Source organism: Pseudomonas sp. B424 (assembly GCF_055408345.1).
This window is the reverse complement of record NZ_JBUZTL010000002.1, coordinates 359370-372615: the sequence shown is the minus strand read 5'-3', so window position 1 is coordinate 372615 and position 13246 is coordinate 359370. Positions and strand designations below refer to the sequence as shown.

14 protein-coding genes are annotated in these 13246 nt (G+C 50.3%); 3 read left to right on the top strand and 11 right to left on the bottom strand.

Annotated features, from left to right (window positions below; genetic code table 11):
* The first annotated feature begins 151 nt into the window (after positions 1-151).
* Positions 152-1156, top strand: coding sequence for an NADP-dependent oxidoreductase (locus ACZRMS_RS04000; protein WP_463994222.1), 1005 nt, complete (start codon positions 152-154; stop codon positions 1154-1156).
* 63 nt (positions 1157-1219) lie between these two features.
* Here ACZRMS_RS04000 and pyrF read toward each other — a convergent pair whose 3' ends face one another.
* On the bottom strand, positions 1220-1918 hold the full coding sequence (gene pyrF / locus ACZRMS_RS03995; RefSeq protein ID WP_162200686.1) for an orotidine-5'-phosphate decarboxylase: 699 nt from the start codon (positions 1916-1918) through the stop codon (positions 1220-1222).
* A 227-nt stretch (positions 1919-2145) separates the two neighbouring features.
* On the opposite strand from pyrF, the gene ACZRMS_RS03990 reads away from it, so the two are divergent.
* Both ACZRMS_RS03990 and ACZRMS_RS03985 read left to right on the top strand, forming a co-directional pair.
* Positions 2146-2313, top strand: coding sequence for a DUF2897 family protein (locus ACZRMS_RS03990; RefSeq protein WP_074836771.1), 168 nt, complete (start codon positions 2146-2148; stop codon positions 2311-2313).
* A gap of 136 nt (positions 2314-2449) precedes the next feature.
* Positions 2450-3013 (top strand): TetR/AcrR family transcriptional regulator, encoded by a 564-nt coding sequence (locus ACZRMS_RS03985; protein WP_463994221.1) that lies wholly within the window; start codon positions 2450-2452, stop codon positions 3011-3013.
* Between the two features lie 66 nt (positions 3014-3079).
* On the opposite strand, the gene ACZRMS_RS03980 is transcribed toward ACZRMS_RS03985, so the two are convergent.
* The 10 genes from ACZRMS_RS03980 to ACZRMS_RS03935 all read right to left on the bottom strand — a co-directional run bounded on the left by ACZRMS_RS03980 (position 3080) and on the right by ACZRMS_RS03935 (position 13214).
* A complete protein-coding gene (locus ACZRMS_RS03980) occupies positions 3080-3409 on the bottom strand; it encodes a ComEA family DNA-binding protein (protein WP_463994220.1) in 330 nt (109 codons plus the stop codon).
* Between the two features lie 109 nt (positions 3410-3518).
* Positions 3519-5516: a polysaccharide biosynthesis protein gene (locus ACZRMS_RS03975; RefSeq protein ID WP_463994219.1), complete on the bottom strand. Its 1998-nt coding sequence runs from the start codon at positions 5514-5516 to the stop codon at positions 3519-3521.
* Positions 5517-5603: 87 nt separating this feature from the next.
* Entirely contained in the window at positions 5604-6782 is a 1179-nt protein-coding gene (locus tag ACZRMS_RS03970; RefSeq protein WP_463994218.1) for a DegT/DnrJ/EryC1/StrS family aminotransferase, read from the bottom strand.
* 51 nt (positions 6783-6833) lie between these two features.
* Positions 6834-7850, bottom strand: a complete 1017-nt coding sequence (locus ACZRMS_RS03965) for a ketoacyl-ACP synthase III (protein WP_463994217.1) — start codon at positions 7848-7850, stop codon at positions 6834-6836.
* A gap of 4 nt (positions 7851-7854) precedes the next feature.
* A complete protein-coding gene (locus ACZRMS_RS03960) occupies positions 7855-8517 on the bottom strand; it encodes an acetyltransferase (protein ID WP_463994339.1) in 663 nt (220 codons plus the stop codon).
* Positions 8517-9278, bottom strand: a complete 762-nt coding sequence (locus ACZRMS_RS03955; protein ID WP_463994216.1) for an SDR family NAD(P)-dependent oxidoreductase — start codon at positions 9276-9278, stop codon at positions 8517-8519. Before ACZRMS_RS03955 ends, ACZRMS_RS03960 begins: the two co-directional genes overlap by 1 nt.
* An 849-nt stretch (positions 9279-10127) precedes the next feature.
* A complete protein-coding gene (locus tag ACZRMS_RS03950; RefSeq protein ID WP_463994215.1) occupies positions 10128-10334 on the bottom strand; it encodes a phosphopantetheine-binding protein in 207 nt (68 codons plus the stop codon).
* Positions 10331-10960: a sugar transferase gene (locus ACZRMS_RS03945; RefSeq protein WP_463994214.1), complete on the bottom strand. Its 630-nt coding sequence runs from the start codon at positions 10958-10960 to the stop codon at positions 10331-10333. The genes ACZRMS_RS03950 and ACZRMS_RS03945 overlap by 4 nt, the downstream gene beginning before the upstream one ends.
* Positions 10944-12101 (bottom strand): glycosyltransferase family 4 protein, encoded by a 1158-nt coding sequence (locus ACZRMS_RS03940; protein WP_463994213.1) that lies wholly within the window; start codon positions 12099-12101, stop codon positions 10944-10946. Before ACZRMS_RS03940 ends, ACZRMS_RS03945 begins: the two co-directional genes overlap by 17 nt.
* A gap of 18 nt (positions 12102-12119) precedes the next feature.
* On the bottom strand, positions 12120-13214 hold the full coding sequence (locus ACZRMS_RS03935; protein ID WP_463994212.1) for an EpsG family protein: 1095 nt from the start codon (positions 13212-13214) through the stop codon (positions 12120-12122).
* Positions 13215-13246: the final 32 nt, after the last annotated feature.

Genomic DNA, 13246 nt, shown 5'->3' with positions numbered 1-13246 from the left:
CACCTGTCACGCCCTTATTTATCGAAGTGATAAAACTGCGCCTAGTAAAATCACCAAAACTAATGAAAAACCATTCCTGAGCCCATATTCACTTGCCGCAATGAACAAGAAGGTCTATCAACAAGCATTGTCCTTTAGCTGAGTGCCAGAGATGACCGCCGAGACCAACCGCCAATTCCTTCTCGCCAAACGCCCCGTGGGTGCAGCCACCCGCGATACGTTTACCTACCAGCAAGTGCCGGTTGCCCAACCGAAAGAAGGTCAGATCCTGGTCAAGAACCAATACCTTTCCCTCGACCCGGCCATGCGAGGCTGGATGAACGAAGGCAAGTCCTACATCCCGCCAGTGGGTCTGGGCGAAGTCATGCGTGCTCTGGGTGTAGGCAAAGTCATTGCCTCCGCGCACCCGGACTTTGCAGTGGGTGACTACGTGAACGGCGCACTCGGCGTGCAGGATTACTACGTGGGCGAACCCCGGAGCTTCTACAAGGTCGACCCGAAGCTCGTCCCCTTGCCCGTGTATTTGTCCGCTCTGGGCATGACCGGCATGACCGCCTATTTCGCCTTGCTCGAAGTAGGCGCCCCTAAAGCCGGTGACACCGTGGTCATTTCCGGCGCCGCAGGGGCCGTCGGCAGTATTGCCGGGCAAATTGCCAAGCTCAAAGGCTGCCGTGTGGTAGGTATTGCGGGCGGGCAGGAGAAGTGCAAATCGCTGATCGAAGAGTTCGGTTTTGACGGGGCCATCGACTACAAAAATGAAGACGTAATCGCTGGCCTGAAGCGGGAATGCCCTAAAGGCGTCGATGTGTTTTTCGACAACGTAGGTGGCGATATTCTCGACGCCGTACTCAGCCGCCTGAACCTTAAGGCCCGCGTCGTAATCTGCGGAGCAATCAGCCAGTACAACAACAAGGAAGCCGTAAAAGGCCCGGCCAACTACTTGTCACTGTTGGTCAATCGCGCACGTATGGAAGGCTTTATCGTATTTGACTATGCCGATCGCTATGGCGCGGCCGGGCAAGAAATGGCGGGATGGCTGGCCAAAGGCCAACTCAAAAGCAAGGAACATATTGTTGAAGGGCTCGAAACTTTCCCGGAAACGTTGATGAAACTGTTTAGCGGCGAAAACAACGGCAAGCTGATTTTGAAAGTTTAAAACCTAAAGCTCCTGTGGGCGCCGGCAGCGCCAGTTCCCACAGGGTGTACTCAGCCTGAACGCTTAAGCCAGTTCCGCGACCACAGCAGCCAACGCCTTGGCCGGGTCAGCCGCCTGGCTGATCGGACGGCCAATCACCAGATAGTCGGATCCTGCATCCAGCGCCTGACGCGGGGTCAGAATACGGCGCTGGTCATCCTGCGCACTGCCCGCCGGGCGAATACCCGGAGTTACCAACTTGAGGCCCGGGTGTGCAGCTTTTAACGCTTGAGCTTCAAGGGCCGAACACACCAGGCCATCCAGCCCGGCTTTCTGCGCCAAGGCAGCCAGACGCAGCACCTGCTCTTGAGGCTCGATATCCAGGCCGATACCGGCGAGGTCTTCACGCTCCATGCTGGTCAGCACGGTCACGCCAATCAGCAGCGGCTGAGGGCCGGTACGCTTATCAAGCACTTCACGGCACGCGGCCATCATGCGCAACCCGCCCGAGCAGTGAACGTTAACCATCCACACGCCCATTTCGGCAGCCGCTTTAACCGCCATTGCCGTGGTATTGGGGATATCGTGGAACTTGAGATCCAGGAATACTTCGAAACCCTTGTCACGCAGAGTGCCGACAATTTCCGAAGCGCAGCTGGTGAACAGCTCTTTGCCCACTTTGACGCGGCATAGCTTGGGGTCCAACTGATCAGCCAGTTTCAGTGCTGCATCACGCGTAGGGAAATCCAGGGCGACGATAATAGGAGTCTGGCAGTCGGACATTAGCGGGTTCTCAGGCTGGTCGAAATCGGCGCGCATTGTAGCGGAACCAGCCGCTCACCGGCACCCGATGATCGTAATTTCACGATTTTAGTCATTACCGGGGTAATAACGCGCGCAGAAGGATAAGCGACCTACAATGGAACCAGTACATACAAACTTACTCAATATTATAGACAGCACCCACTGCGCAGATCTTGCTCAGTGATGCTCCCATCAAGGAGAACACTATGCCCTGGTATGCCTGGTTAATACTTATTGTCGCCATCGGGGTTATCGTCGGCGGACTGATGACCCTGCGCGACACAGCCAACAAAGTTGAACTGACCGATGAGCAGCGTAAACGCGTAGCCGAACGCAATGCTGAAATGGATGCCAAAGAATCGAAGGACAGATAACCTGCCTGACGTTCAGGACCTGTTTTGCAACAGAATGCGTTTACAAGGAAATAACCTACACACAATGCACTAAACGCCGCTGCACCTCCTTGGAACTCAACGCTATGATGCTCCATTGCATAAAGAGACACCTGTCATGCGCTACTCACAAGATCACAAGGCCCAGACCCATCAGCGCATCATCAAGGAGGCATCCGGGCTCTTCCGAAGAGACGGGATTGGCGCAACGGGCCTGCAACCCTTGATGAAATCACTGGGCCTTACTCATGGCGGTTTCTATGCCCACTTTTCATCCAAAACCGAATTGGTAGAAAAAGCCCTGCAACACGCAGCCGATCAAGTTGACGGGCTTTGTGCCGAACTGTTCAGCCAGCCGCAGCCGCTGCATGCCTTCATCGACACCTATTTATCTGAATGGCACCTCACCTCCCCCCATGAAGGCTGCCCGTTACCGACCATGTCCTCAGAAATGGCGCAACAAGGGCAAGCCAGTGCGACCACCGACTACGTTATCGACGCCAGGCTCAAACAGATCCAGGACACACTCCATGGACCAGACGTCGAAGACCAGAGCATCGTGATCTTCGCAACCCTCGTCGGGGCATTGGTGCTTGCGCGAGGGGCAGAGAATGCCGAGCTAAAAGAAAAGATCCTGAATGCAACACGCAGTGCGTTGAAACAGCCCACCGTGCAACCTTGAACTTCCTTTTCGCCAGGATACAAAAAAGCCAGTCAATGACTGGCTTTTTACTTTTACAAGCGTGGCTTAGTTTATGGCCACCTTATGGCGGTTTTTCTCAAAGATCGCTTTACCTATTCCTTTAACCTCTAGCAGTTCATCCGTTGAAGTGAAGTTACCGTTAGCTTCGCGGTAAGCCACAATCGCCTTGGCCTTAGCCGCACCTACACCAGTGAGCTCTCGCTGAAGTGTCGCCTCATCCGCTGTATTGAGGTTGATCGTCACCACATGTGCATCCGGTGCGACTTGAGCGACAGCAACCGGTTCAGCCACTTTTGCCGAAGGCGCAGCATGAGCCGCACTGGAAACACCCACCATCAGAGCCAAAAACACTGTAGAAAGAAACGCAGTACGCATAAGTGACACTCCATAACATCGTTAAGTGGAAACAGCTTTCCTGAGCTGTAATCCAAACTTAGGCGATGGTTCTCGAGTGTCAAAAATCACTGCGTTGCAGAGTGTGTAGTCAAGATAAGTCGCTACGTCGCTGCTGATGGATCCAGTCCACAATTTCGCCCTCGGGGGCATAACCGCTGACAGTATCGCGTAACAGTTGGCGAACCCGAACGTAGTCATCCTGATCAACGGCCTCAAGCAATTGCGACAGGCGTTGCTTGAGCTCATCCCAGGACAAAAGGTCCTCATTGGCACACATGATCATCGGATGCTGAGTAGCAACTACGTTGTCACCAATCAGCAACTCTTCGTAAAGCTTTTCACCGGGGCGCAGGCCCGTGAATTCAATCTCGATATCGCCATGCAGATTTTTTTCCGAACGCACGCTCAAACCGGAAAGGTGAATCATCTTCTCCGCCAGTTCGACAATGCGAACAGGTTCACCCATATCAAGAACAAACACATCACCGCCCTGCCCCATGGAGCCGGCTTGAATCACCAGTTGCGCGGCCTCGGGAATGGTCATGAAGTAACGGGTGATCTTGGGGTGCGTCACAGTCAACGGCCCACCGGCCTTGATCTGCTTGTGGAACAGCGGAATCACGGACCCCGAAGACCCCAGCACATTGCCAAAACGAACCATGGTGAAGCGGGTTTTGTTAACCCGTGAAACATTGGCTGCATCACCAAACAACACCGGAGCCACTTCGCGACTAAGCGCTTGGAGCGTCATCTCGGCAAGGCGCTTGGTACTGCCCATCACATTGGTCGGCCGTACAGCCTTGTCAGTCGAGATCAGCACAAAGTTGGCCACACCCGACTGCAAGGCAGCCTGGGCGGTATTGAGCGTGCCAATAACGTTATTCAGCACACCTTCGGCAATATTGTGCTCAACCATTGGCACGTGCTTGTAGGCCGCTGCGTGATAGACCGTATCGACACGCCAGGTCTTCATCACATCCAGCAACTTGTGCGGGTTACGCACCGAGCCCAAAATCGGCAACACCTTTACCGAAAGCGACTCACGATTCACCCGCTGCTCCAGCTCGGAAAGAATGCTGTAGAGATTGAACTCGCTGTGATCGAACAGCAGGAGAGTGGTCGGCCTCAGAGCCAGAATCTGACGGCAAAGCTCAGAACCAATTGAACCGCCAGCGCCCGTCACCAATACACACTGGCCTTTAATGCAGTGTTCCAACAACTCGCTTTGCGCGGGTACCGCATCCCGACCCAGCAAATCGGCAATATCCACTTCCTGAATATCGTCCACCTTGACCCGTCCACTGGCCAAGTCCATAAAGCCGGGGACACTGCGAACGTGGAGCGGAAACCCTTCAAGCAAACCCAAAATTTCACGACGACGCCCCCTCGAAGAAGAAGGAATCGCCAGCAGTAACTCCTGCGCCCCCGTGCGTTCGATCATCTGCTGTATATGCTCAGGCTTGTAAACCTGCAAACCGGAAATGATCCGATCCGCAATACCTTCATCATCATCAATAAACGCCACAGGCCGCATAGCCCGGCCCATACGCAAGGCTGCAACCAATTGGTTGCCTGCGGCACCGGCGCCGTAAATGGCTACTCGAGGGAGGCCATCATCACGGTTGGTAAATGGCACATGCTGAGCGGCCGCAAACCAGTCACCCAAAAAGTATTGGCGCATGGCAAGCCGTAAGCCGCCGAGCATGATCAGGCTCAGCCACCAGTAGTTGAAAATGATCGAGCGCGGTACGGCGTTCTCAGGGGTGCTGTACCAGTACATGACGACGGCCAGGACCAACGAAGACAGACTGACGGCCTTGATGATTGCGATCAGAGCATCGTTGCCGAAATAGCGCATGACGGCGCGGTACATACCAAAGCGGATGAAAAAGGGGATGGCGACAATTGGGGCGGCGACAAACAGCCAAAAATGAATTTGGAAAGGATTGACCATTTCGTCAACCCCCAAGCGCACAACGAATGCCAGCCACAAGGCAAGCCAAACGAGCACTATATCCGTGGTGACCTGTATAACGCGCTTTTGACGCCGCGAAAGATTGAGTAAATACGCTCGAATTTTATCCATAAACCCCTGAACACCTTTACTGCTCTAAAAAATCATCAACGCACCGCAATAACTCGACGCCCTATCCCTTTGTCGAAAGATTACACCTCACGCCAACGACGCTAGCTGAACAACCTCACTGATAACTTTACAAGTCAACTCGATCTCCTGATCGGTCAATGTTGGATGAACCATAAACATCATACTCGTCTCGCCCAGCTCCCTGGCATTCACCAAGCGTTGCGCTGGCCGCCAGCCGGTGTTGTCGAAAGCCTTTTCCAGATATACCTCAGAGCATGAGCCGGAAAATGCAGGAACACCACGAGCGACAATCTCATTGAGAATACGATCACGGGACCAATCCGGCTTAAGGCATTCAGGACGAACAAACACATAGCACTTGTATGCGGCGTGGACTTGGTCGTCAGGCAACGCCGGAATACGCAACGCCGGAAGTTGCCCGGCCGCTTCCCAGATAGCGCTGGCATTGTTCAGGCGGGAACGGTGCCAGTCCTGCATGCGGCGCAACTGAATCCGGCCGATCACGGCCTGCACTTCAAGCATCCGCCAGTTCGTGCCGAAACTTTCATGCAGCCAGCGAAAGCCGGGGGCATGTTCACGCTCGTAAACCGCTTCCCAGCTCTTGCCATGATCCTTGTAGGCCCACATGGCGGCCCACAGCTCGCGATCATTGGTGGTGACCATACCGCCCTCACCACCCGTAGTCATGATCTTGTCCTGGCAGAACGACCAAGCGCCAATATGCCCAATGGAGCCCACCGGACGACCTTTGTAGAAAGCACCATGAGCCTGGGCGCAGTCCTCGATCACTTTCAGGCCATGTTCATTGGCTAGGGCCAAGATCGGGTCCATGTCACATGGCCAGCCCGCCAGGTGAACACAGATCAGTGCCTTGGTGCGGGGCGTCAATACGGCACGGATGGTTTCAGCCGTGATGTTTTGTGATTCCCGATCGACATCTGCAAAGACGGGAACTGCACCGGCATTGACAATGCTGGAAACGGACGCCAGAAAGGTACGGGATGTAACAACAACTTCATCACCACTGCCGATCCCTAAGGCTTTCATCGCGAGATCCAGAGCGACAGTACCGTTTGCCAAAGCGACTGCGTATTCGGTACCGGACCACGCGGCAAACTCCTTCTCGAAGGTGCGAGCCTCCTGCCCAGTCCAATAGTTAACCTTGTTGGACAAAATGACATTTCGGACAGCGTCAGCTTCTTCTTCTGTGAAAGAAGGCCAGCTAGAAAAATTAGTATTTAACAAAGAAATATCTCCATGACGCCGTGGATGATGAGCACTGACAAGTGAGCACTATCACCACTTGATAACGCAACCCGCCCAAGAATAGCCAACTCCAAAGCCGACACCAACAACCGTTTTTCCTTCCTTCAAAACGCCCTTGAGCATTGACTCTTTTAGCGCAATCGGAATGCTGGACGAAACAGTATTGCCGCAGTGCTCAAACTCGGCAATGAATTTCTCGGCAGGTAATTTGATACGTCGACGCAAGGAATCAAGCATAAACTTGTTGGCTTGGTGGAAGGCAAACAAATCAACGTCTTCTACTGTGAATGTTTCATCAAACAGAGAAGCAAACAGCTGTGGAATTCGCGTCATTGAAAACTCGAATATTTCAGCGCCGTTCATATACAGGTTGGCGTCCGTACGAGCATTGCCGCTGTCATCCGTGTACAGCTCAGGATTTACATTCAGTGCGGCAGGATTGCGAGAACCCCCAATGGGAACTATCAGATTTTTAGCACCTGAACCGTCGGTGCCATAACGGAAACGGTCAATGCACGGACCTTCAGCAACAGCCTGGATCAGTGTCGCTGCAGCGGCATCACCAAAAAGTGTGCGGACACTTTTATCCGCTGGATGAATGTATTTACTGTAGGCCTCAGCCGTGACCAGCAATACATTCTTAGCCTGACCCGTTTCAACCAGCCCTTTGGCCAGCCCCAAACCATAGATGAAGCCAGAACAGCCCTGATTATAATCAAACGCCCCGCACTTAGTAGAAAGGCCTAAACGATCCTGAAGAATGCAAGCCGTTGCCGGCAAAAAATAATCCGGGCTTTGGGTACAGAGAATAATGAAATCAATAGCCGAACGCTCAAGCTCGATTGTGTTCAGCAGTTTTTCACAGGCTTTGAAAGCAAGATCTGACGCACACTCATCAACGCCGACTACCTGACGCTTATTGATACCGGTCTTACTAAAAATCTTGTCTACATTCCACTCTGGAAAGTCGTGTGCCAAGTCTTCATTGGACAAAGTTTGCACTGGCAGAACATATTCGATAGCCGTAATTTTAGCGAACTGGTTCATTTTTTTATCCCGAAATACGTTTAGCTGGAACACCAAAGACTGTGACACCCGGAGCAACCTTTCGGATGACAACACTACCGGCTCCGACGACAGCAAACTCGCCTACTGTGACGTTAGGAACAATCACAGCATGAGAGCCCAGGAAGGCACCTTCCAGCAGCTTGACTCCGCCGGTCACATCACAATGAGGACTCAGGGTGCAGTAGTCAGCAATCGCGCTGTCATGTCCAACTGCGCAACCCACGTTTATAGTCACAAAATCGCCAACAAAAAGATCGGTGGTCAGCACCGTCATGGGACAAATCACAGTCCCCTTGCCAATGACTACGTTGGTCCCGACTACTACAGTTGAGTGAATCAGAGTAAAAAACTCTGCCCCTTTGGCGAGCAGCTTTGCAGTTAATTGTTTTTTGGCCGCCGGATTGGCAATCGCACATACAACGAATGTGTTGGGCGAGGGTACATACTCGTCAATTTTCGATAAAATTGGCGGTAGACTAGGAAAAATGTCCGGGGCGTTGCTGGTGTCGTCAATAAAGCCGGCAATTTCCCAAACGGTATCGCTGGTAGGCCTGCAAGAACCATTTTTAATAGCGTCCAGCAACCAAGCGTGAACTTCTCGCCCGAAACCACCGGCCCCCATGATGACCAGCTTCTTTGTCGTTATCACGCCAAGTACCCTCCATCAACAACCATTGCCGTGCCCGTAACCCAGCGCGCTGCTGGGGACAATAAGTAGTTAGCAGCGTAAGCAACATCTTCAGTTTTGCCAAAGCCTAATGGGTGACGCTGCTCAATTGCCTTCATTGAGTCGGTGCCTACCAAGCTTTGTAAGGTATCAACAAGCTCAGTCTGCACTATACCGGGTGCAATCGCATTGACACGGATACCTTCACGTGCGAGCTCCACGGCTGCAGCCCTGACCATGGACTCAACAGCACCTTTGCTGGCGCAATATCCGAGCAAGGCCGGCTCTCCGGCTTGTGCCATGACCGAAGAAATGAGCACGATGCTTGAGTCAGGATTGCATACACCTTTTTGACGAAAGGCCTTGATCAATGAAAATCCGGAGGTCACATTGGTCGACATGATTTTTTCCCAATGCGCCAGGCTCGTTGCACGAATCGGCATAGGCATCTGTACGCCTGCAGCATGAACAAGACCATCAAAGGGTGATGACAACCTTGCTACAGATTTAAGCCATTGAGAAATATCAGTACCGTCCAGGAAATCGACAACTTCAACTGTATGGCCCGTACCTTCCATGAGGTCCAAAGACGCTTGAAGGCGATCAACGTCGCGCGCAACCAACGTAATGATTGCTCCCTGCTTACTTAACCAAATAGCAACATCACGACCGATCCCGGAGGAGGCTCCGGTGACAAGAATATGTTTTCCGGACAATGAAAAAGGATTGAGTAGCGTCACAAAGTGGCCCCTCCTTTGAGGCTGAATATTACTGCCAAAGGGCTGCCCCCGATACAACAGGACGCGGCTCGCCCATCACATAAAACAAGCGATATTTAGCAAAAAAAAGCGCCTGAATATAGCACAAATAACGGTGGCTGGCCGCGTAAGCAAACAATACGCGGCGTCGTGAAAACCCAGCATATAGATCAAAGAGCACAGCCACCGAGTTCGACTTCTAGATAACGGCGAACACAAAGGCAGGTACAATGTGCCTAACGAAACCCCAATTCATAGATATAATTAATAGACTCACGAACTAACGGTGTCGTACCTCACAAGCCCAGCGCTAATTGCACCCAACACAACAAAGAAAATAAAAATGGCTTACATATAAAACCGTTTAAGCAAAATCAAACTATAAAGGCAAACTGGATATCGCTCTGGCAAAATGCGACATAGCAAGATCAAGATAGAAGACATTCTTATCCTAACCTCTTCACAACCCGGCGCCTCCTAGTCTTAAAGCACTGATGCTCCCTTCACACCCTGAACTCTGACGGTGCATTACTTAACTGCGCCCTGTGATAGCTTGAAGCAGTTCATCCTGAATAATATACTAAAAATAAAAAGCTACGAATTCAAAGCGACACCATCAAGGTTCTGAACTCTATATCCGAGTAAACTCAGACAAGCATAGTAAAACAACAGGACCAAGTATACACATACCGAACTGGTATCTGACTCGTCGTCAAACCGACCCGCACTCAAGATAAATCCAACATATAATCCCCACACCGAGTATGTTCAACATGCCCAGCTGGCAGACCAGCTGAGCACACACTCCACTGCTTAGTGACACCTTAACATTTAAGCCGCAAAGAGTCCCAGAACGTCATCCACAGTTTCACATTTGTTCAAGCGATCAGCAGAAACAGTTTTATTCAGGCGCTCGTCGACCAGTGACATGAACGTAATGACCGCAACAGAATCCCAATCCAAAGGCTGACCAAGTGAGATAGTGTTTTCATCTGCTTCCATGGCTTCTTCAATCAAACGTAAAATTATATCGTTCATAACAGTTCCTTATCGTTCATATTTTTTTGCAGCGGCACCACACTGCCCGTAAAGGGCTCCATGGTGACATTATTCACTTGCGAGATTCCATCCCTCGCAATCACTTTCTTAACGGTCAAGAAAAGTATCTTGACATCCAACAACAGCGACCTGTTATCAATATACCAGGTGTCAAGTTTGAATTTATCATCCCAACTAAGTGAATTCCGGCCATTTACTTGAGCCCACCCAGTGACGCCGGGTTTCACCTCATGCCTGCGATTCTGCTCCCGAGAATACAAGGGCAAATACTGCATCAATAGGGGGCGTGGCCCCACCAGACTCATATCCCCTTTTAATACATTCCATAACTCAGGAAGTTCGTCCAGGCTTGTAGATCGCAATAACTGACCGAAATCCGTCATTCTCTCAGTATCAGGTAGAAGGTTTCCGTTTTTGTCGACACCGTTTTTCATCGTGCGAAACTTGATCATTTTGAAGGGTTGGCCATTCAGCCCCGGACGCGTCTGAGTGAAGAAAACAGGTCCTCCCAGCTTCAGACGAACCAAAAGAGACACAATGAGCAAAACGGGGGAAAGAACAATCAGGCCTATAAAGGCCAGCACCACATCAAATAGTCGTTTCAACTCGTAATTCCTCATTATAAAAAAACACCATTCGTTGCCAATGCTCTTTTTGATCGAAACAACTTGCGACCCGAGTAAATGCCTCGCCCCCCATTTCTACAAGTTTGGAGGCAGGGATGTTGAGCGCTTCGCACATTGCATTTAAAAGAGGATCAATTTTCCGGGCTGGAACCAGCCAACCATTAACCCCTGACTCGATGATTTCATTGCATCCGTTAATGTCCGTAGCAATTGCACTTTTACCCATCGCACCGGCTTGTAAAAGCACATTGGGAAACCCCTCTCTGTAACTTGGCAACACCAGGACAGTGCAAGCACTAAGTGCTGGCCGGACATCTTCCTGATGACCTAATAAATGAATATACTCATTGCTCTCGAGAAACGAGAGGGTCTCTGCGTCTACAGGAGCGCTGGTATCAATACCCCCAACCACAATCAGATGAGCACGCGCATGAAGTTGCTGGAAGGCTGCTGCAAGCTCTGACAAGCCCTTGTCATTATTCAATCGCCCAATGAAACAAAATACGAAGTCATCCTTGGAGATACCCAATGTTTCTCTCAAACAATGCGCTTGCTCAAGGACGATAGGAGACGCCTTGTCAAAGTAGGTGAAATCCACACCGGCGACGTTGCCATGCCCAATGACCTTCATTGGTTTGTACGTTATATTGAACGCGATCAAGTCTTTTTTTACGCCATTACCCTCTGGTACAACCTTGGTGGCGCACAGACAAATCAACCTATCGACCCAAATCAGCAGTTTCTGCTTGAATCCTCTCTGAGTAGGGAAAATCAGCCCTGTAAAAGTATGAATCCTGACAGGGACTCTGCAAACGAAGCCGGCGACCATGGCCACCAGCCCTGCTTTCGGGGTGTACGAATGAACAACATCTGGCTTTAGCCGGTGCAACAGAAAAATCATATTGACTACAGAAATCAAATCCTTGAACAAACTTATGCCTCTGAACATTGGCACGGGGTAAACCGGAACTCCCTCTGATGCTTCAAGTTTCCCCGCATCAACTTCGGGCGAACTCACTAAAGACACATCAAATTTACCATTCAAAAATCTGGGCTGTCCCTTTAAAATTGAAACCAACGTCTCGGGAACGGTTGTTACGATTACCAGTCTTTTCTTCATTTTGTTATGCATAATTATTTATTCACAGATGGACAACACTGTAGCAACACAATCATTGCCAAAGAAATGATAAGGTAAAAAAGGACTATCACCTACCCCCTCAAACTGTATAAAGCCCTTGGCGGTGAAAAGAGCAGACGTAAGCCCAGCTAAAAAAAGACTGACTTTGAAAAAGGTATTAAATTCCTCTTCCGCTTGCGCATGCAGTACAACGGCCGCCAAAGCCAAACTGACACTTAATAGATCAAGCAGTCTTAACCCGGCATAGCTATAAAAAGCCATGAGGTAAAACACAAGCATCATCCCACCACCCAGGCATACCAATTTACCCTTTGCAGTACGTGGCAAGTTAGAAAATATTACACCCACGAGAATGATGCACATGACGACAACGATACTCAAACCGGAAAAACCACCCACATTCACATATTCACTGTCTGAATAGGTATCGAGTTTGAATATTACATAGTCAATTTTCAGAAACAGGAAGCCAATCGCTAGGCAGCAGGCTGCTAGAACCCAGTATAACCGCTTACCCTGCCAAAACTTGATCGAGGTCACGCCAATAAAAAACAGTGAAAAAACAATCGAATACTGGAACAACACCGCGGCAACACCAAGCAGCGTAGCCTTGACTCTTTTATCCCCCTCGATAACAGTCACCACCATGTAAAACATCATCAGTGTGGCCAACCCAAGCCGCAGTACGTTCATACTGTAGGAGAAGAAGTAACCCGGCACAAAGAAAATCATAATAAAGTATCGCCAGTCTCTCCCACCTTTAAAGACAAGACGAATCAAGGCCAGCGTAAAACATAAAGAGACTAATCTGATCACCACAGAGTCAGAGGAGAAAAATACTTGTAAAAATTTTACACCCCATATAAAACCAGGCTCCCACCCGTCAATACCGGCTCCCTCACGAAAACTACTTGTGATCACCTCATAATTATGAGTATCCGTGCCTACTTGGCCGCGCAAAACGGCTAGCGCACCGCAAAATATTAGAGATAAACAATAAAAGAAATTACCTTTGTATCGAGTAAATGTCTCCACAATCCATGAGAAATATAAAAGCCCTAACCCCGATAAATACACCATAAGAACCGCCAAAAATAATCATTATCACAATACGGAAACTATAT